The 23391-nt window shown below is 50.5% G+C and carries 2 protein-coding genes; both read left to right on the forward strand.

Features of this window, described 5'->3' with window-relative positions; translation table 11 throughout:
* Window positions 1-50 precede the first annotated feature (50 nt).
* Entirely contained in the window at window positions 51-15656 is a 15606-nt protein-coding gene (locus MJQ52_RS00020) for an SDR family NAD(P)-dependent oxidoreductase (protein WP_434181848.1), read from the forward strand.
* A 4-nt stretch (window positions 15657-15660) separates the two neighbouring features.
* Window positions 15661-23379 (forward strand): SDR family NAD(P)-dependent oxidoreductase, encoded by a 7719-nt coding sequence (locus MJQ52_RS00025; protein WP_094247810.1) that lies wholly within the window; start codon window positions 15661-15663, stop codon window positions 23377-23379.
* The last annotated feature ends 12 nt before the right edge of the window (window positions 23380-23391 follow it).

A 23391-nucleotide genomic window follows, 5' to 3' on the forward strand; every position in this document is an offset into this window, starting at 1 on the left:
TGCCTGTCAAAATGACGGAGCAAATTTAATTTTCTTAGGAGGATAAGGTTTTGGGTAAGGGAGACAAACAAAAAGACCGTACACAGTTATCCTTAAGAACAGAAATAAGCAATCAAATGAAAGAATTGAATCGGCTTTTGCTGCAAGTGCTGCGGGTGACGCTGCGTTCAATGGGTCTGACCGGCGAAGCGCCGGCAGCTTCCTGTCTGCCTTTATATGAGCGCTGGCTGGAAGAAAGCATACGTCTTTTAGACAGCGATTTTAAAAGCGGTGAAACGGCCGCGGTGTGGGAAGAGTGGCATAAGAAGAAAAACGAATGGCTGAAAGATCCGGATATGAAAGCGCAGGCTCTGCTGGCGGATACCGTCATTCAAGCTTTGCCTGACATTTTAACAGGCAAAATAAAAGCCACTGACGTGATGTTTCCCGATTCTTCAATGGAGCTTGTTGAAGGAATCTATAAGCATAACATTCTCGCTGATTATTACAACGATGTGCTGGCAAATGAAGCGTGTATTTATGTGGAAAATGTAATTAAAAACAATCCTGAGGCAAACATCCGTCTGCTGGAGATCGGAGCGGGCACCGGCGGAACGAGCAGCACACTGTTTAAAAAGCTCCGCCCCTATCAAAACCATATTCAGGAATACTGTTATACCGACTTGTCAAAAGCTTTTTTAATGCATGCCGAAAAGGAATACGGCGCGGACAATCCGTATTTGACGTATCAGCTGTTTAATGTGGAGAAGCCTGCGGCGGGCCAGGGATTACATCTGAAAACCTACGATATCGCCATCGCCGCAAACGTGCTGCATGCTACCAAAAATATCCGGAAAACCTTACGGACGGCAAAAGCCGTATTGAAAAAAGACGGTTTGCTGCTCGTTAATGAACTGGGCGGGCATACGCCGTTTACACATGTTACATTCGGCTTATTAGAGGGCTGGTGGCTGTACGAAGATGAGGTGCTGCGGATTCCGGGGTGCCCCGGTCTTTATCCGGAAACATGGAAATCCGTTTTAATGGCTGAAGGTTTTCATTCCATTCAATTTCCGGCTGAAAACGAACGTCTGCACACCCAGCAGATTATCACAGCGAAAAGCAACGGAGTTATCAGGCAGAGCAGGGAAGCTTACACCGCGCAAAAGCGCCAATCAAACGTACCGCGAACATCCTCTGATCGTCAGCTCCCCATCAAACAAGCGGGAGAGGGGCTTTCGGAAAAGACAGCGGCTTTTCTGATAAGGGCTGCGGCAAAAGTATTAAAAATGCCGGCAGAAGAGATAAACCCGCTGGCTCCTCTGGATGAATACGGCATTGACTCTATTCTGATCGTTCAGCTGACGAATGAGCTGCGGGATCTCGTCCCTGATATCAGCAGCACGCTGTTTTTTGAATACCGGACGATAGAAGAGCTTGCCGCATACTTGGCTGAAACGAAGGAGCGCGAACTGCATGCGCGATTTTCAGAAGAACTCCCTCATACTGAAGCGGTATCATCCGGCTCTTTGCTTGAAAAAAGCACAGAGTATCTGAAACAGATCGTCAGCGTCATCTTAAAGATGCCGATTGAGGACGTTCAAGCCCATACGCCCCTTGAAGAATACGGAATCGATTCCATCTTAATCGTACAGCTGACCAACCGCGTGCGGGAAGACGTCCCTGATATCAGCAGCACATTGTTCTTCGAGTATCCGACAATCGGCGGATTAGCGGAATATCTCGTCAGCTCAAGACAGGAAGATATGGCTGGGATTTTCAAGACAAATAAAGAAGCCGAAAAGGTGCCGCACACTCTACAGAAAAAGCAAAGCCGCAAAAAAAGCGCCGGATTGACGAAGCGCCAAGCGGCATCTTTTTCTGAAAAAGCGCCGCCCGCTTCCGAACCGCCCTCAAAACACCTTGAAGTGGCAATTGTCGGTCTTGCCGGGAAGTATCCCGGAGCTGAAAATGTTAATGAGTTCTGGGAACGGTTAAAGACCGGTGAACACGGAATCACCGAAATTCCGAAAGACCGCTGGGATTGGCGGGACTACTATGATGAGACAAAAGGTAAGGAAGGCCGGATGTATACAAAGTGGGGCGGCTTTTTAACAGATATTGATAAATTTGATCCGCTGTTTTTTAAAATCTCCCCGAAAGAAGCGGAGCGCATGGACCCGCAGGAGAGACTGTTTCTGGAAACCGCTTATGCGGCCCTTGAGGATGCCGGATATACCCCTGATTCACTATGCGCCGGTAAAAAGGTTGGTGTCTTTGCAGGTGTCATGAACGGCAACTATCCGACAGGGGCCCACTACCACTTTATCCCGAACCGCGTATCCTATGTGTTTGATTTTCACGGTCCGAGCATCGCGGTCGATACCGCATGCTCCTCATCCTTAACCGCCATTCATCTCGCCGCAGAAAGCATCAGAACAGGTGCATCTGAATGCGCGATTGCCGGCGGCGTAAACCTGATTACAGATCCGGTTCATTATATCGGACTTTCTTCTATGAGAATGCTGTCGCCGTCAAACGCGTGCAAAGCGTTCGGTGATAAGGCTGACGGGTTTGTTGACGGAGAGGGCGTCGGCTGTATCGTGTTAAAGCCGTTGAAGAAGGCTGTTGAAGATCATGATCATATATACGGTGTCATTAAAGGAAGCGCTCTGAACGCCGGCGGCAAAACGAACGGGTTCACCGTTCCGAACCCGAATGCACAAGGGGAAGTGATCGCAGACGCGATGGAGCGGGCAGGGATTGATCCGAGAGCAATCAGCTATCTGGAAGCCCACGGCACCGGCACTTCCTTGGGAGACCCGATTGAAATCGCGGGGTTAACCAAGGCTTTCCGCCGCTATACGGATGCAAAGCAATTTTGTTCCATCGGTTCTGTTAAATCCAATATCGGACACCTGGAAAGTGCGGCGGGCATTGCTGCGGTCACCAAAATTCTTCTTCAGATGAAACACGGATATCTGGTGCCGTCGCTGCATTCAAAGCAGCTGAACCCGGAAATTGATTTTGAAACTTCTCCTTTTATCGTGCAGCAGGAAACGGCGGAATGGAGACGGCCGGTCATAGAATCTGAAGGAGTAACACGGGAATATCCGAGAATCGCGGGTACATCTTCTTTCGGAGCGGGCGGGGCAAATGCCCACCTGCTTATAGAAGAGTATGAACCGGCTGAAATGACTTCGGCGGACTTCGGCCGTCCGGCGCTTTTTGTTTTATCGGCAAAAGATAAAGACCGCTTGCGCGAGCGGGCTCTGTTGCTGTCGAATGCCGCCGGAAACGGAACAATTACAGATGCAAATCTGCTTGACGCGGCATTTACCCTTCAAGTCGGCAGGGTCCCGATGGAAGAACGGCTGGCGATGACAGCGGACTCTGTTTCTGAATTGGAACAGAAGCTGACTGCTTTTCTGAATAATGCCGGTTCCGTAAGCGGGGTGTTTACGGGCCGGAGTGATAGTGCTGTCACAGAGACGGAAGGCACAGTCGGTGATTGGATGGAAAAACGTCAATTTGACAGTCTTTTGAATGCCTGGGTCCACGGGGCGCCCGTCGATTGGGCATCTTTATATAAAGGCGCGCTGCCGCATCGTATCAGTCTGCCGTCTTATCCATTTGCAAAAGAAAGCTACTGGATGAAGCGGGAAGAACAAAAAACAGGAACAACTGAATATGTGCATCCTTTCCTGCATGAAAATACGTCAACCTTGGCGGAGCAAAGCTATCATACATCTTTTACAGGCCGGGAACACGTTTTCCACGATGTGAGAGGGGAGCGGGTTCTGTCGGCAGCCGTTTATTTAGAAATGGCGCTTGCGGCTTATCATCATGCGGCAGACAGCTCTGAAGAAAAAGAGATATGGATCCGAACAGCGGCATGGACTGACCCGATTACCAGCGGACATCACGGTGCGGGCGTCAATCTCTCCCTTCTGTCTGAAGACGAGGAAGGCATCCATTATGAAATATACAGTGACGAAGAGAAGCTGCATCATTATGGAATCATCGGGCAAGGGAACATACAGCCATCCCGCGTGCTTGATATTGCCTCCTTACAAAAAGACTGCCGCCCGTTGTCATTCGATTATGAAACACCAAGCACATCAGGTGTAACGATCAGTAAGGAGTTCCGCACCGTTGAAAAGCTTTATACGGGAGAAAATACGGTTTGGGCGAAGCTTGCTCTTACAGATGAAAGCGGCCGTAATCCGGGATATCATCTGCCGCCGGAATTTCTGGACGCAGCTTTTCATGTCCTGGCAAAAACGGAGCCGTCAGTCCATATCGTGCCTGAAGCGGTTGAAGAACTGCGCGTCATGCGTCCGTGCTCATCCGGCATGTGGATGTATATGAATAAAAAGAATCAAACCGGCTGTGACATTCAATTTTGTGACGAAACCGGCACTGTCTGCGCAGAAATCAAAGGGGTGAGAATGAGACAGCCGTCTCAGCAGGATCACGGGCAAGAGGAACACTCCGAGATGATGATATTTGAGGAAAGGTGGACGCAGCAGCCTCTGAAGAAATCCATTCATGAAGAGCTGAAAACAGTCATCTGTTTTCTTACGGGAGAAGCTGCCAGAAAACATGCTTATCGGTCTTTACAATCCCTTTATCCGGGAGCCGGCGTGTTTTTTATTTCACAGGGTGAGGAAACTCAAAAGCTTTCAAACACGCATTATCAAATTAAAATCACTGACGGACAAGCATATCAAGAAACGTTTCGGCATATTGAAACGGCTGCAGGCAAGGCGGATGCCGTTTTGTATGGATGGCCGCTTGAAGATGAAAAGGCCGTGAAAGACTATTCCATTCTGTATCATGTGATCCGTGCAGCTGCTTCTTTGCGTTCTAAACCGAGGCGGATCCTTCTTTCCGCTCAGTGCGGGATCGATACCGATATCAGTTACGCCGAGTCATGGATCGGGCTGGAACGGTCGCTGAAACTAATCCTGCCGGAGACGGATACGGCCGCGGTTTATTTTGGACAAAAAGGACCGTTTGAAAAGCTGATCCATAATGTATGTGAAGAGCTTCACAGCGGGTCGTTCCGCAGTGTCATGTACAGTGGGGAAATCCGTCACGTCATGGAAATGAAGCAGACGGATATTGCCCCTGTTGAGAAGCGTGTGATAAAAAGCGGAAAAACGTACTTGATTACCGGCGGATGCGGAGGTTTGGGCTTGTTATTTGCCGGATATTTTGCTGAAAAAGGACCGGTTACGCTCATTTTGACGGGGAGATCAGCGGCAGGCGGCCCGGTGCTGCACAAGATAAAGAGATTGGAAGAATCAGGCGCCAAGGTGTTTTACGTGCAGGCGGATGCCGCAGATCAGGCTCAGATGGAGAAAGGTTTGCAAGAAGCGAAAGAGAAAGGATGCGGGCCGATTCACGGTGTCATTCACGCTGCAGGTCTTCAAGGCACTGAAAGCATTCTGGAGAAAGATCTGCAAACCTTTCAGCAAGTCTTATCGCCAAAAGCGGACGGCACCGCGGTGTTAGATCGGGTTCTGTCACGGGAGCCGCTTGACTTCTTCTGTTGTTTCTCTTCTTCTTCAGCGATTTTAGGAGACTTCGGTTCTTGTGACTACGCAATGGGGAACCGCTTCCAAATGGCTTTTGTCCGTCATCGGGATAAACTTGTGAGCCTCGGACTCAGAAGCGGTAAGTCACTTGCAATCAATTGGCCGCTTTGGAAAGAAGGGGGGATGCATGTCGGCACGGCGGAAAGCACCGATATGTATTTAAAATCCAGCGGACAGCGTTATTTATACACAGAGGAAGGACTCGAAGCTTTTGAAACATTGTTAGTCCAGCCGTCCAGCCAGTATCTCGTGCTGGCAGGTTTTCCGTCGAGGGCCAAACGCTTCCTGCAGATAGATCAAGGCGAAAGGCCGAATTCGGGTTCTGTACACAGGAACGTCCCGTTTTCAGGAAGGCGGAGTGAAATGAAAGGCTTTACACTGGAAGAATGCGTAAGCTGGGATGTGAAGGAACTGGCGGCGGGGCTTTTGAAAATAGACAAGAACAGACTGACGGATGCTGACAATCTGGCTGATTTCGGCTTTGATTCTATCAGTTTGGCGGAATTCGCCTCTTCTTTGTCCGCTCACTACGGAATTGAAGTGACCCCGGCCCTGTTTTTCGGACATTCCACACTGGAGAAGGTCGTCCGCTATTTTCTGACGGAACACAAGTCCGTCATGGAGCATGTCTATGAAGAAAAGAAATCTGAATCCGCAGATCAATCTGTCTTTGAAAAGGCAGAAACGGAAAAGCGAAAGAAGCAGAGGGGAAGAAATAAGCTGAACGCCGGAACCGAGGGCAGTCAGGCAGCTGATTCCATTGCCATTATCGGCATGAGCGGCCGATTTCCTCAGGCGCGCACGGCGGACGAGCTGTGGGACATTCTGTTTCAGGAAAAGGACGTTGTCGCACCGGTCGCAAAAAAAGGCTTCACAAGTTCAAAATGGAAACTCGGCGCTGTACCGGGGGCGGACGAATTCGACCCTTTATTTTTTGAAATATCGCCGAGGGAAGCTGAAACGATGGATCCGAAGCAGCGGCTTCTTCTTCAGGAAGCGTGGAGGGCCCTTGAGGACGCCGGCTACGGCGCCAGTCACATCAGGCAGCAGACGATCGGTATGTTTGTGGGTGCGGAAGAAGGAGATTATCACCTTTTAACACAGGACAAAGGCAATGTCACGTCTCATCATAACGGTATTTTGGCGGCGCGGCTGGCTTATCACTTGAATTTATCAGGTCCTGTGATGGCGATAAATACAGCATGTTCTTCGGGGCTCGTTTCTGTCCATCAGGCGGTATTAAGCCTGCAGAATAAAGAGTGCACAACAGCTGTTGCGGCCGGGGTGAATATCATGAATACCCCGGACTTTTTTGAAACGATAGATAAAGCCGGAATGCTGTCGGAAAACGGGAAATGCTTCGCGTTTGATAAAAGGGCTGACGGCATGGTTCCCGGGGAAGCTGCCGCGGCGGTTGTTCTGAAGCCGCTGAGAGAGGCGGAAGAAGATGGTGATCCGATTTACGGGGTGATTCGGGCGAGCGGCATCAATTATGATGGGAAAACAAACGGAATTACCGCTCCGAGCGGCGTCGCGCAGACCCGGCTGCTTACTTCCGTTTATGACCGGGGCCGTATCAACCCTGAAGATATCGAATATATCGTCACACACGGCACGGGGACAAAACTCGGTGATCCGGTGGAAATTAACGCGCTTTATGACGCATTTACTGCCTATACAAACGAAGAAGCATTTTGCGCGCTCACATCAATTAAAACCAATATCGGCCACACGTTTGCCGCGTCAGGCATTGTCAGTTTGATCAGTCTTTTACAGGCATTCTCCCGTGAAATGATTCCCGCCAGTCTGCATTGCAGCGGGGAAAACCGCTATATCAACTGGGAGAAGAGTCCTTTTTATGTGAATAAAACGGGTAAACCGTGGCCTTCTCTGCCGGATAAAAACCGAATGGGGGCAGTCAGCGCATTCGGGATGAGCGGAACAAACGCCCATGTCGTTATGGAAAGCTATAAGCGCAGCGCTTCACCTCATCGGGATGCCCCTGCTTATTTACTGACTTTGTCTGCAAAAACAAAGGAGGCCCTTCAGGAAAAAATCGAAGATATGATCACTTGGGCGGAAAATGGCGGACTGAAAGAAAATGATCTAGCCCAGCTCAGCTATACGTTGCTAAAAGGACGGCATCACTTTAACCATCGCGCCGCCATCGTGGTTCAAGATGCTGATGACGCAGTGTATGTATGGAAGCAGGCAAAGCTTAATGAACATCATCCTTATGTGTTTTCGGGAAAAGTACCGCAGCACTTTGCAGGCCGACAGCATATTCAGGAGCACATAATAGAAGTGCTCGGCAAGTGCAGCGCCTCATATTCTGACCAAAGAAAATATCAGGAACTGTTATGCGTGCTGGCAGATTTTTATTGTCAAGGTTATGAAATCGAAGGGGACTTGCTTTATGGCGGACCTTTGCCGCGAATCGGCAATCTGCCGGGCTACCCGTTTGCAAGGCAGACGTATTGGGCGTCCGATCGTCTTCAGGGAGAGCTTGAAAGCCGGAATTCAGCTGAACGTGAAAAGCTTCACCCGCTGCTCCACGCGAATACATCGACCTTTACCGCCCAGCGCTTTACTTCTGTTTTTTCAGGGCATGAACCGTTTTTTGCTGATCATATCGTCAATGGAAAACCGGTGCTTCCGGGCGCGGCTGCTTTAGAAATGGCCCGGGCCGCCGTTACACTTGCCGCTGAGGACTTGCCGGGCGGGAAAGCGGGTGTCCGGCTCAAACAGATCGTTTGGCTTCGCCCGGTGACGGCGCTTTCTGAAGGCGTGACGCTTCATGTAAAGCTTCAGCCGGAAGAAAACGGAGACATCGCTTTTGAAGCGTATGCCGAAGGAGAAGAGCCGCTTGTCTTTTTCCAGGGAAAGGCCGTGCTCGAAGAGACGGAGCGTGCTCCGGTACTCGATGTAGAGGCGGTTCAGACGCGCTGCGGCGGCCGGCACATGTCAAAGGCTGAGTGTTATGAAGCATTCGACAGTCTCGGCATTACCTACGGACCGTCTCATCAGGCGCTTGACGCCGTCTATGCCGGAAGCGGGGAAGTGCTCGCGAAGCTCACTCTTCCGCCGTCCGCCCGCGAGGAAAAGGAGCCGTTCATCCTGCATCCGAGCATGCTGGACGCCGCCCTTCAGGCTTCTATCGGTCTCGTGCTCTCAGACGGTTCCGCGTCCGGACGGCCGTTTTTGCCGTTTGCCCTCCAAGATATGCAGGTGTTTTCTGCATGCCGGGAGACGATGTGGGCGGTGCTTTCCTCAGCGGACGGCGCCTATCATATTGAGCTGTGTGATGAAAACGGCGAGGTATGTGTCCGATTGACGGGGCTCACCGCCCGTTTTCTGGAAGAGGAAACGGAGGGAAAACCGCTCTTGCTTCAGCCAAAGTGGCAGGAATCACCGCCGGGTGAAGGCGGACAAGAAGAGTCTTTCAGATACGTGACGCTGTATGGCGGAATGAATGCGGAGGACATAAGCGGCGCCGTATGTGCGGCTGACGGCAAAGGTCCGCTTGAAGACCGTTATGACGCCTGCGCGGCGGAGCTGTCAGCGATCGTCACCCGTCTTATCAAAGAAAAACAGAAGAAAAAAACGCTGATCCAGCTTCTTGTCCCCGACAGGGGGGAAGACAATGTATTGGCGGGGCTGGCCGCTTTCCTGAAAACGGCTCACCTTGAACATCCGAAGCTGTACGGCCAAGTCATCCAAGCCGATCCGGACGAGCCAGCATCATCGCTTCTTGCCAAGCTGAAAGAAAACCGGACGCACCCTGAACAAGCGGAAATCCGTTATGAAGCCGGCAAACGTCTCGTCAGAAACTGGCGTCATCTGCCACCTCAAAGCGGCACCGTTCCGTGGAAAGACGAAGGGGTTTACCTCCTCACCGGGGGAGCGGGCGGCATCGGACTGATTTTCGCTGAAGAAATAGCCTCCCGCGTCAAAAATGCCGTCCTCGTATTAACGGGGAGGGCGGAAGCGCTTGATGAAGAGCGCTCCGCCCGCTTACGGCGCTTGGAAGCGACGGGTGCCCGCGTACTGTATAAACCGGTTGACGTGACAGACAGGGCGGCGGTCATCGCCCTCGTCCGCGGCATACAGGAGGAGCACGGAACACTCGACGGGATCATTCACGGCGCCGGCGTGATCGCCGACAACTACATTCTGAACCAGACAGAAAACGAACGGAAGACCGTCATGGCGCCGAAAGTGAAAGGGCTTATCAATCTTGATGAAGCAGCGAAAGATGTGCGGCTGGACTTTTTCATTCTGTTTTCTTCCTTGGCGGGAGGCATGGGAAATCCGGGGCAGGCCGGTTATGCGGCAGCCAACGCATTTATGGATGTTTATGCAGCCCGCCGAAACAGGCTCGTGCGGGACAACAAGCGGAGCGGGCAGACCCTGTCCGTCAACTGGCCGCTTTGGGAAGAAGGCGGTATGCGCGTGGACAAAGAGACCGAACGGCTGATGTATGAACAGACCGGAATGAAAGCCATGCGATCGGCCTCAGGCATCCAGGCGCTGTACGCCGCTTTTGCCTCCGGAGCACACCAGGTCATGGTGGCAGAGGGCGACGAGAAACGGATTCGCAGCCATATTTTCGATCTGGGCGAAGAACAAAGCGCCGCCGGAAAAGCTCCGGCAGAGACAGATGCAACAGATCTGAAAGATCGGGTTCAAGAGAAACTAAAGCGGCATGTATCAGATCTTTTAAAGGTAAGCATGAAAGATATTGAGGCTGACAGCGAACTGACGGAATACGGATTTGATTCGATCATCTTCACTGAATTTACAAATCTATTAAATCGGTCTTATCAGCTTGAGCTCAGCCCGACTATCTTCTTTGAATTTCCGACATTGCGCAAACTGAGCGGCCATTTGATATCTGAATGGAAAGAAGCATTCAGCGGCTTAGAAAGAGAGCGTTTAAAAACCGCTCCAAAAGCCGGAATAAGAAAAGCTGAAGCTCCGGCGGCCGTTCATGTCAAACGGGAAACGCCCGTATCCGTAAAAGGAAAATCAGAAGAAAAAACCGAACCGATAGCCATTATCGGAATCAGCGGTATTTTTCCGCAAGCGAAAGACATAGATGAATTCTGGACACGTTTATCAAAAGGAGAGCATTGCATCACAGAAATTCCCCGGGATCGCTGGGATTGGCGCGAATATTACGGCGATCCGGCAGCGGATGCAAATAAAACGTCAATTAAATGGGGCGGTTTTATAGATGGAATCGCCGGGTTTGACCCGCTGTTTTTCGGGATATCTCCGAAAGAAGCTGAAATGATGGATCCTCAGCAGCGCATATTAATGATGTATGTGTGGAAAGCCATTGAAGACGCGGGGTACTCAGCAAAACGGATTGCCGGAACAAAAACCGGCATTTTCACCGGCACATTGGGAAGCGGATATCAAACCTTAATCAATAAGGCGGGTCTTCCTGTCGAGGGGTATACGATGACCGGAATCGTGCCGTCCGTCGGGCCGAACCGGATGAGTTATTTTCTTGATATCCACGGGCCGAGCGAGCCGGTAGAAACCGCTTGTTCAAGCTCTTTAGTCGCCATTCACCGCGCGGTAAAAGCCATTGAAACGGGAGATTGTGATATGGCGGTCGCAGGGGGCGTCAACACGATCGTCACGCCTGAAGGCCATATCGGTTTTCAAAAAGCAGGCATGCTCAGTGAAGACGGACGTTGCAAAACATTTTCTGATCAGGCTGACGGTTATGTCAGAGGAGAGGGTGCCGGCATGATTGTCTTGAAAAAGCTTTCAGAGGCTGAGCATGACAGGGATCACATCTACGGCCTCATCCGCGGTACAGCGGAAAATCACGGCGGACGCTCAGCGTCACTTACCGCGCCGAATCCGCAGGCTCAGACGGATGTGCTGAAAAGCGCTTATCAAAAAGCCGGTATTCACCCGTCAACGATCACTTATATAGAAGCGCACGGAACAGGTACGGCGCTCGGAGATCCGATTGAAATCAATTCATTGAAAAAAGCTTTCCAAACAGACGGGGCTCCGGGCGGATATTGCGGGATAGGCTCAGTGAAGACAAATATCGGACATTTGGAGCTCGCAGCAGGTATTGCGGGCGTTATCAAAGTATTGATGCAGCTGAAACATCGGACGCTCGCCAAAAGTCTGCATTGCGAGAACATCAATCCCCATATCAAATTGAAGGACAGCCCGTTTTACATTGTGACAGAAACAAAGGAGTGGGAAGCGCTGCGTGATGAAAACGGCCGGGTCCTTCCCCGCCGGGCGGGTGTAAGCTCATTCGGTTTCGGAGGTGTCAATGCGCATATCGTTATTGAAGAATACATGGACAAAAGTGAGACGGAACAGCCGGAAACCCGTGAGAAAGCGTCATCTCTTTTTGTTTTGTCGGCTAAAAATGAAGAGCGGCTGAAAGAAAGAGCGCGTCTCCTTCGGGATTTTATCCAAAACGGATCATCCCGCCATATCGATCTTGCAGATGTTGCATACACACTGCAGACCGGACGGGACACAATGGAAGCGAGGCTGGGAATCATTGCAGGCTCCGCAGAGGAACTGACTGAAAAACTGAACGCGTTTCTGATGGGAAAAAACAGCGAAGATATCATCAGCGGGCGCAAAAAACGCGAGAATAACACGATCTCCATGTTCTCAGACGATGAAGACGCTGCTGACCTCGTCAGCGCCTGGATTGAGAAAAAGAAATACAAGAAAGTGCTGCGGCTCTGGGTAAACGGATTTGACACAGATTGGGAGCAGCTGTATACGGACAGTAAGCCGCGCCGCATCAGCCTGCCCTCCTATCCGTTCAGAGCCGACCGCTATTGGGTGCCGAAACGGGAGCAGCTGCCGCTTTCGAATCAAAAAACAGTAGTATTGCAGAAAACATGGGAGCCTTGCGAGGCAGTGTCTTCATCCGAGCCATTCAGCAAAATAGCGCTCATCGTTTCCGAGGATACAAAAGACCTTGCCGCCGAGGTGAAAAAACAGCTGAATGATGCTGACATTGTGCAGGAAAATCAGCTCATCTCTTTCTTACAGGATCCGAATGCGGCCATCTATTCCGGGTTTATTGACTTCACCGGCTGCGGCTCCCGGCAAAAGCGGCAGGACATCAGCTGGGTGGCATCGCTGCAGCAGCTGATTGAATACGGCCGCGGACAAGAAAACATGAAAATGCTTTATCTTACAAAAGGCCTTGAATCCTTCAAAAATAAGGCGGCCGCTATGCATGGTATTGAAAAAGCGGGGCTTTATCGCATGCTGCGGCATGAATACAGCCATATTCTCACCTGTCACGCCGATATTGATCCTGAAGAGCCGCTGGAGCAGACAGCCGCTTTTATTAAACAAGAAATTGAATCAGACTTAACGGAGTCTGCTGTTTGCTACAGGGACGGCATGCGCTTCAGCTATGTTCTTCGGCAGACTGATCAGATTGAACCAGAAGCCGTGCAAACAGACCGGACTGTGTTTCCAAAAGACGCCGTTCTGATGATAACCGGAGGAACGCGCGGACTCGGCGCTTTATGCGCCAAGCATTTCGTTTCCGCATACGGTGTGAAGAAACTGCTTCTGACAGGCAGAAAGGAGCTGCCGCCGAAAACCGAGTGGGATCTTGAGCAAACAGACCCTGTCATTTCGGAAAAAATACAGTTAATCCGGCAACTGGAATCACAGGGCGTAAAAGTGTGCGTCTCAGCAGTTGATCTGACGGATAAGCAGGCCGTCGGACGGCTTATAAAAGAGGTAACCACAACGCTCGGACCTGTCGGAGGCATTTTGCATTGCGCGGGAATTGCGGACCGTGAAAACCCTGCTTTTCTCCGCAAATCCAAAGACAGTATCGCGCGGGTGCTCGCACCGAAAGCAGACGGCCTTCACAGTCTGTATGAGAGTGTAAAGGATGATGCGCCGGCATTTTTCGTCCTGTTTTCATCTGTCTCGGCAGCCGTCCCGATTCTTGCGGCGGGTCAGAGCGATTATGCGATGGCAAATTCTTATATGGACTATTTTGCAGAAAACAATGAGAGCGGCATCATGAGCATACAATGGCCGGCATGGGATGAGACGGGCATGAGCAGGGATACAAAAAGCGGGATGTATCAGCAAACGGGATTGCTGCGTCACTCTGACGCGGAAGGTCTCAAGATGCTTGATTACATTTTAAGAGAAAGACCCGGAACTGTCGTGCTGCCGGCACAAGTGAAATATGATTGGGACATCAAAGCGCTGGCAAACGCCAAGCCAGCCGCCCATAAAGGAATGAGAACAGCTTCCAAACCTCCTGAAACAAAAAAACGGGTCCATAACCGGACTGATATTCAATCTTGGCTGAAGTCGCTTTTGGCAAAAGAGCTGAGTATCGATGAAACGCATATGGATATCGATGTGCCTTTTCAGGAATACGGAATGGATTCTATCTTTCTGGCGCAGGTGCTGACAAAGATCGATCAAAAACTGCCGTCCGTTTCAATTGATCCGACTGTCCTTCTGGAACACCCTACCATAGAACAGCTCGCGGATTATTTAGCCGCACATTGTCCGGAAGCTTTTTCGGCAGATGCAGCGGTTCCCGCGGAGAAGATCCCTTTGCAGAAGACGCCAAAACAGAGCAAAAAAACGGCAGATAAGCCCGGGAAACGGGGAAAGGTTGCGATCATCGGCATGGCCTGTCATTTTCCGAAAGCGGGGGATATAAAAGAATTTTGGAAGAATCTCCGCAGCGGAACGGATGCGGTCACTGAAGTTCCGCCGGACAGATGGAACGCTGGGGAACACTATCAGCCGGGTGAATATCAAGAAGGAAAAAGCATCAGTAAATGGGGCGGTTTTATTCACGATATTGATCATTTTGACCCGGAGTATTTTAATATTTCAGAAACGCTGGCACCGATGATAGACCCGCTGCAAAGGCAGTGGCTCGAAGTGAGCGCGGAAGCTTTGGCCGATGCGGGTTATCAAAAAGAGGATCTCTGGGGCCGCCGTATCGGCGTTTTTGCCGGTGCAAGGGCAGGTGCGTTTCATCAGAAATTTCAATATTTGCAAAAAGACGCGATTATTGGCGCGGGGCAAAATTTTATTACCGCACATATGGCGCACATTTATAACTTTACAGGGCCCAACCTGGTCGTAGATACGGCCTGCTCCAGTTCGCTTACGGCAATTCATTTGGCCGTGCAGGCTATTCAAAATGGAGAAGCGGAGGCGGCCTTTGCGGGCGGGGTTGACATTTTGCTTGATGAAAAACCTTTTCTCACAATGAGCGCGGCGAGAATCTTATCGCCAAATGGCCGTTCAAAATCTTTCGATGCCGATGCGGACGGAACAGGAATCGGAGAGGGCTGCGGTGTGCTGATGCTGAAGCCGCTCGAAAAAGCGATAGAAGACGAAGATAAAATATACGGCGTTATTGACGGCTCTGCGATAAATAATGACGGCAGCACAATGGGGGTGACGACGCCGAATCCCCGGGCGCAGCAGGACTTGATTGAGCAGGCGGTTCAATCAGCGGAAATCGAGCCGGACACCATGACATACGTAGAGACGCACGGAACCGGTACTTTGATCGGCGACCCGATTGAATTAAAAGGATTAACCAATGTCTTGTCTGCTTATTCCGATGAAAAACAATTTTGCGGTGTAGGGAGCGTCAAAAGCAATATCGGCCACTTGCTGAGTGCGGCGGGCGCGGCGGGAATCATCAAAGTTTTGCTGGCGATTGCCAATGAAGAACTGCCGCCGACTTTGCATTGCCATAAACCGAACCCCCGCTTTCAATTTCATGATTCGCCGCTTTATCCTGTGCTTGAGCTGAAGCGGTGGGACGGAAAAAAAGAGATACTCAGGGCCGGCGTCAGCGCGTTCGGTTTGGGCGGGAATAACGCCCATATCATTGTCAGCAACGAAGGAATTCCGAGAGAACGAAAAGCGACCATGGAACCGAAAGGCGGCCAGACAGTATACCGAAAACAGCGGTATTGGCCTGAAAAAGCACAGTTGTCCGAAGCGGAAGAAAATGAGGCGGGCACAGAAGCAATGTTTGAAATAAGCGAGGTGTGATAGATTGGCAGTTGCCACCGATCAAGTCAAAACGTTCCTGCAGAAAATCAGCCATTCGAATTATATCGTCCGGGATCATCGCGTTCATCAAATCCGCGTCCTCCCGGGCGTGACTTTAATAGATATGCTGTATCGGCTCGCCGCCGGGTATCTCGGTGAAAGGCCTATAGAATTAAGACAGATTATTTTTAAGCAGCCTGTTGTAACATCTGAAGAGTTTGATAAACACCTGTATGTCACCTTTACGCCGGCGAGTGACAGCTGGAAAGTTGAGATCACAAGCGAAAAAGCAAAAAACGGCACACCGCTTGGCGGAAAACGGGATGAGAATATGGAATGTCAGCTTTATTTGCAAAAAGACACGCCCCGGGCAAAAGAACTGAATATTGAAGCATTCAAGAAAAACGCAAGCCGAAAATGGGACATGCATGACATTTACGGAATTGCAAGAAGAAGCCATATTGAGCATGGCGAGTTTATGAAAAATGAAGGGGCTGTTTATCAGCTTCAGGATAAAGAAGAATTAATGGAGCTCACTCTGAGTGATTTGGCTGAAGGATTCCGGGAGAAATTTAAGGCGCATCCGGCTTTTTTAGATGCGTCCACCCTTGCCGGCTCTTCCTTTGCATTGTCGGCCCAAAAGCAGAATGACACACCTTATATTCCTTTTATGATCAATCGTTTTTGCATACATCATCCGTTTCCGAAAACGATTTACACTTATTCTGCGAAAAACAGCCGCACTGAAAGCGGCGCATCAGATAGCGAACCTGATTTTTATTCGGCCGACTTCACGATTTACGACAGGGCAGGGAACGTATTGGCCGAATGTGAGAAACTGACAGTAAAAAGGGTCAGACAAGCGAATATGATTACCCATCTGATAGGCAAAGAGAAGCCGCCTCAGCAGAACAGAAGCGGCCGTGGAGAGCCCGAAAGTCCTGTGGCCGCAGAAGACGTGTCTGAACAGCAAACGCCGGAACAAAACATGGTGACTTACATAAAGTCGGAAATCGCCAGGCTGATCAATCGTCCGGCACAGGCTATTGATGTGCGGAAAGGCTTTTATGATATGGGGCTTGACTCGGCGCATTTGCTGAAGCTTGTAAAGATATTAGAGCAGACTTTTCAGCAGCAGTTTTATCCGACACTGCTATTTGAATATTCATCTGTCCGCCGCCTTGCGGATTACCTTATCAATGAAGCGGGCTGTGTGCTGAAAGATTCGGCCGAAGAACGGCATACATCAGACGCTGACATTGCTGATGAGGTTCTGTTTTTTGAACCCGCCTGGAAAGATCAGCCGCTGGAAACGGCGGTGCAGAACGGGCAAAAACACACCCGTCATCTCATTATCGCTGCCGATGCAGGAGCCCGTCTCACCGGTGAACTCGGCACATATTGCCCGGAAGCGGAAGTGATAGAACTGAAAAGGGAGCATGAGGTTGCAGATGAGCAGTTTGGAGCAGATGCCGAGCGCATATTTCGTATGCTCAAACGGGAACTGACAGACCATCCGAAAGAACATACATTGATTCAGCTTGTATGCGCCGTTGAGAATGGAGCGGCATTGTCTTCCGCTCTCGGGGCTATGCTGAAAACGGCCCATCTGGAAAATCCGGCTCTTCACACTCAGGTGATCACCTTTTGTGACAAGAATGAGAGATTGCTAAGTGAGACGGCCGCAATCATTAGAACAGAAGCAGACTGCTCTCGTGCAGGCTGCACAGACATTCGGTATAAAGACAATATGCGGCAGATCAGATTGTTCGAACGTATTGAGAAACCGGACGGACAGACACAGTCTCCTTGGAAACAAAACGGCGTATATGTCATTACAGGAGGCCTCGGCGGTCTTGGATTTCTGCTTGCCCGTCACCTTGCAGAAAAAGAAAAGGTGAAGCTCGCACTCATCGGCCGTTCGCCGGAACAGTCTGAGAAGATCAGCAGACTGAAAGCATTGGGAGCAGAAGTTCTTTATGTTCAAGCGGACATCGGCAGCAAAGCCGAAACAGAGCGGGCATTTGCTCAGATTACAGAAACTTTCGGCCGGCTGACGGGCATTTTTCATTGCGCCGGTGTTTTAAAAGATCAATTTATCATCCAAAAAGACAGTTCTGACTTGAAGCGGGTGTTCCTGCCGAAAATCAGCGGCCTGATTCATGCGGACGAAGCTTCACGGCATGAACCGCTTGAATTTTTCGCCGCATTTTCCTCATTCTCGGCGCTGACCGGAAATGCGGGCCAGACAGATTATGCCGCAGCGAACGCTTTTATGGATGAATATATGAAATATCGCGATTGCAAAGCGGAAAAAGGCGAACGGACAGGGGCTTCTATGACGATCAACTGGCCGCTTTGGGAAGATGGCGGCATGCAGGTTGACAGCTTGATGAAAGAGATCATGAATGATGCAACCGGCACCAGCCCGCTTCCGGCCGGGGAAGGGATGGCTTCACTTGAATATATGCTGCGTCTCGGCAAGCTGCAATCCGTTATTTTATACGGGAAGGAGCCTGCTGTAACTGAAAGCATGGCCCGATTGGTTCCGATGGCAGACAAGAACCGCTCTTCATTATTCCATGCAGCTGTCAAGAGAAGAAGCCGAAAACAAGAGAGACATACAGAAGAGCACGATATTGCCGTAATCGGATTGGCGGGAAGATATCCGCAGGCGGGAAGCATCGATGAATTTTACCAAAATCTGCGCTCAGGTAAAGACTGCATCACAACAATGCCGAAAGACAGATGGAAAGGTTATCCTTTCTCATATGAAGCAGATCAGTTCTACCGTTACGGAGGATTTTTAGATCGCATAGACAGCTTTGATCCGCTGTTTTTCAATCTGACTCCGCGCCAGGCTGAAATGATGGACCCGCAGGCGCGGCTGTTTTTAGAGACGGCTTGGGAAGCTTGTGAAGATGCCGGTTTTTATCAGGACAGAACGGCGCGCGGGCCATCTTCACAAAAAAGAAAACGCGTCGGGGTATTCGCAGGTGTGTTTTGGAGCCATTATGAGCTGTTCGGCGCTGAAATCACACAGCGGGGCACACCGCTGTCTATGGGCGTGACGCCTGCCTCCGTTCCGAATATCGTGTCTCACTGCCTGAACTTTACAGGGCCGTCAATGGCTGTTGATACGATGTGCTCTTCTTCGCTCACATCCATACATTTGGCATGTGAAAGCATTAAAAGGGGGGAGTGCGAATTCGCCATTGCCGGCGGTGTTAATGCGGTCACACATCCGCATAAATATGCGTTTTTGGCGAATGCCGGATTTCTGTCTTCAGAAGGCGTCTGCAAAAGCTTCGCCGACGGCGGTGACGGCTATGTGCCGGGAGAAGGCGTCGGCGCGGTGTTGCTGACAACCGTTCAAGAAGCGGAAAAGATGGGCTGTCCGATATATGGCGTCATAAAAGGCTCCGCTTTAAACCATGTCGGAAAAACATCCGGTTTGACCGTGCCTGATCCGGCATCACAGGCGGAAGTCATTACAGATTCCTTTCAGAGTGCCGGCATTGATCCGGAGACATTGAGCTATATTGAAGCTCACGGAACGGGTACGTCTCTGGGTGATCCGATTGAAATTGAAGGGCTGAGCCGCGCTTTCCGTAATTGGACAAACAAGAAGCGGTTTTGCGCCATCGGCTCTGCCAAATCAAATATCGGCCATTTAGAAGGAGCCGCCGGAATCGCCGGATTAACAAAGGTGCTTTTGCAGCTGAAGCATGGAGAAATCTTTCCGTCATTGCACGCGGACACGCTGAATCCCCATATTCCATTTCCGGATACGCCGTTTTATGTGGCGGACCGGCTGGAAGAATGGGAACGGCCGTCACATCCTGACCAGCCGAGAAGAGCGGGTTTAAGTTCTTTTGGCGCCAGCGGGAGCAATGCCCATTTTGTCATAGAAGAATATCTGCCGCCGCAGGCTGAAAAGAAATCGCTGAGTATACGGGAAGACGAGCCGGTTCTGTTTCTGCTTTCGGCAAAAAATGAAGAACGGCTATTGGAATATGTCAAACGGTATGACCGCTTTTTACGGGAAAAAGAAGTCAACCTTAAAGACCTGGCCTACACGCTTCAAGCGGGCAGAGAAGCGATGCCTGAACGACTGGCATTGATCGTTACATCCGTTTGCGGCCTGCAAGCGAAACTGAAGGATGTGCTTGAACGGAAAACGGAAATTGAAGGGTGTTTCCGCGGACGTGCTCAAGATGATATTTCAACAAGTGGAATGGCCGAACTTTTGAAAGACAAGCAATATTCCAGATTGCTCACGGAGTGGGCAAAAGGAGCCGCCGTTGACTGGAACCAGTTATACGAAGGAGAGAAGCCGAAACGGGTCAGCCTTCCTGTATATCCGTTCGCGAAGGAGCGGTATTGGGTGCCTGTGCCTGCGGATATCCGGAAACAGACAGACGAACCGGCGGAAAACCAAAAGATCATTCTTCAAAAAGACTGGAAGCAGCAAGATCCGGCGGAGTCTGAAGCATTATCAGGAACAGTAATGATACTTGCAACTGATAAGACGAGCCGATTGGCCGATGCTCTATTTAAAGGAAACGACCATATTGAAACGATCTGTTTCATCCATCAGGCAAAAGACGGCGCCGATTATTACGTTGCCGCATCGGGGCGAAACCTTTACGGCAGAGTGCGGGAGTCTCTTCAAAACAAACAGATACTCGGGGTCGTCGACATAACCGCATATGATGCGGAATATGAACGGCGGGAAGATATAGAATACGGAAAGCTTGCCTTTTTACAGCAGGTTCTGGAATCATTCCGTCATAGCGGCGCTGTGCTCAGCCAAGTGACACACCGCCTCCAGCCTTTCAAGGAAAGTAAACCTCTGATGCAGGGGGCGAAAACGGCGGGGCTGTACCGGATGCTGGGCGCTGAGTATGCCAACATTCATTCTTTTACGATAGATAGCGATTGTGCGATTGAGCATACAGAAGAATTAAGCAGACAGATTGAAACTGAATTTTTACAGCCGCGGGCCAAAAGCGGCAGTGAATGCTGCTACAGGCTGAATCGCCGTTATGTGCCGTTTCTGAAGCAGGGTATGAATGTTTCGGCGGCGCCTGAGCTTTCCTATTCGTCTGATGATGTGCTGTTAATAACGGGCGGATCGCGCGGGATCGGCGCAATTGCGGCGGAGCACGCCGTTTCACGCGGATGCAGGAAACTGGTCATCATGGGGCGGGAGCCGCTTCCCGATTCCTCAGAGTGGGCAGACATGAAAAAGGACGGCATTCTCCCGGAAAAAGCCGAGCGGATGCAGAGGTTAGCCGAGCGGGGCGCGGAGATCCGTTATTACAGCGTTTCCCTTACGGATCAAAAGGGGCTCCGGAACATGACGGACAGCATCCGCGGCACGTTGGGACCGATTACCGGCGTTTTTCATTGCGCGGGTGCAATGGGAGAACACCCCGCTTTTTATAACAAAACCGAAACTGAGATCGAAAGCGTTTGCACGCCGAAAGTAACAGGGCTTGGCGGTCTCTATGAAGCCGTTCAGAATGAGCCGCTGTCGTTTTTTATTTTGTTCTCATCCGTTTCTGGTCTGATCCCTTCGCTTGCTGCGGGGCAAAGTGACTACGCGATGGCTAATTCATTTATGGACTCTTTTGCAAATCATCAGGCAGGTAAAGGAAACGTGTTTGTTAAAGCCGTTCAATGGCCCGTCTGGAAAGAAACCGGCATGGCTGAAGGCCTGCCGGAAACACCTGCTTATCAAAAATCAGGACTTTCCAGGCTGTCTGCCGAAGACGGACTGAAGTTTTTAGATTACATCATATTAAACGGACAAAGCTGCGGAATTCCTTGTGTTCCCGAAGACAGTGAGGCTGATTTTGGTGATCTTCTGAAGGTGAAGAAAACTGAAGCTCCCATGAAAAAAAGCACTGCCGGTGATCAAAAGGTGAAGGATATGATTCGTCAATGGGTGCGCACCGTTTTCAGCGAAGAACTGAAAATGACGGATGAGCAGATAAAAGATGATATGCCGTTTGATGAATACGGGATTGACTCAATACTCTTTGCGGAATTGGTTCAATCATTGCAAAAACGGATCAGCATAAAGTTAACACCGTCCTTAATGCTTCAATATCAAACGATTACAGAAATGGTTGACTATTTCGCAGCGCATCATGAAACCGATTTTATGACAAAAGAAAATGGTTTCGTTCAAGACATGGACGTCCAGCCTGATGTAACCGCCGCCGCTGAAGAGAGAACATCCATGAAGCCGAAAGCGGATACCGAAGACGATATTGCCGTCGTCGGCATCTCCTGCCGTTTTCCGGGGGCGGGCGGAACGGATGCTTTTTGGGAGCTGCTGATGAAAGGGAATACCGCCATCCGGCCTGTCCCCGCATCGCGCTGGCATGCAACAGCAAATGCAAAGGATTATGCGGGGTGGATTGATGATATCGACATGTTTGATGCGGGCTTTTTCGGCATCTCTGAAAAAGACGCGGCAGTTATGGACCCGCAGGCGCGGATCATATTAGAAGAAGCGGTTCATTCCGTTTATGATGCCGGGTACGGCCGAAAGGATTTGTCGGGCCGGAAAGTCGGCGTGTACATCGGCGGCAGGGCGCAGCCTTCAGCCGGTATGGAACATATCCTGCGGGCGCCTAATCCGATTTTGGGAGCGGGGCAAAACTATTTGGCGGCCAACATTTCACGATTTTTGAATGTCTCAGGACCGAGCCTTGTCGTGGATACAGCATGTTCCTCAGGGCTGATCGGTCTGTCCTTTGCAAAAGACGCCCTTTTGGCCGGAAGGATTGACGCGGCCTTAGTCGGTTCGGTGAGTCTGCTCTTATCTCCGTCCGCGCACCGGTTATTCGGAGCGCGCCATATTTTAAATGAGAACGGCGTGTTTCATATATTCGACCGTGAATCAGCGGGAGAAGTGCTCGGAGAAGGAGCGGGGGCGGTCTTTATCAAGCGATTGAGCGATGCGGTGCGGGACGGAGACCGCATTTACGGCGTCATAAAAGCCGTCTCGGTAAACAATGACGGCCGGACGCTCGGTCCCGGTTCACCGAATATAAGAGCGCAGAGAGACGTCATTCAAACTGCGCTTAATATGGCGGAAAAGTCGCCTGAAGACATTGGATATATAGAAGTGAACGGAGGCGGTTCCCCAATCGTTGATTCGGTGGAAATAAAGGCGCTCTCAGATGTCTATCAGCTGAACCGGAAAACGCTTCTGCCCTGCCGGATCGGATCGGTGAAACCGAATGTAGGGCATTTGCTTCTGTCTTCAGGTCTTGCGGGCTTCATCCGATGTGTGCTGAGCGTCTATCATAAGCGGATTCCGCCTTTCTTATCAGCGCGAGACCCATTTGAACATTATGACTTTGAAGCGTCGCGTATTCATTTTAATCGTGAACCCGTTGATTGGCATTCAGAGAAGAAACCCCGCGTCGCAGCTCAGAGTTCATTTCCTGACGGCGGGACAAATGCTCATATCCTCGTTGAAGAATACAGAGGTGAAAGACAGCGGGAACATCACCGGTCGCCTCAGCCGCCGGAATTCAGAAAAAAACACTACCCGCTTTTGGGCGGCTGGAACAGCACGGAAAGTGAACCGGAAAAAACAAGTAATGAAAAAACGGACATTGCGGATCTTTTAAAGAAATATGAGAAAAAAGCAGAGACAAGCACTGCACCTGCAGACTCGTTTTGGCAGGTGACAACGTGACGTTTTTAAAAG

It is taken from the genome of Bacillus sp. jun7 (genome assembly GCF_051034795.1).
GTDB lineage: Bacteria > Bacillota > Bacilli > Bacillales > Bacillaceae > Bacillus > Bacillus velezensis.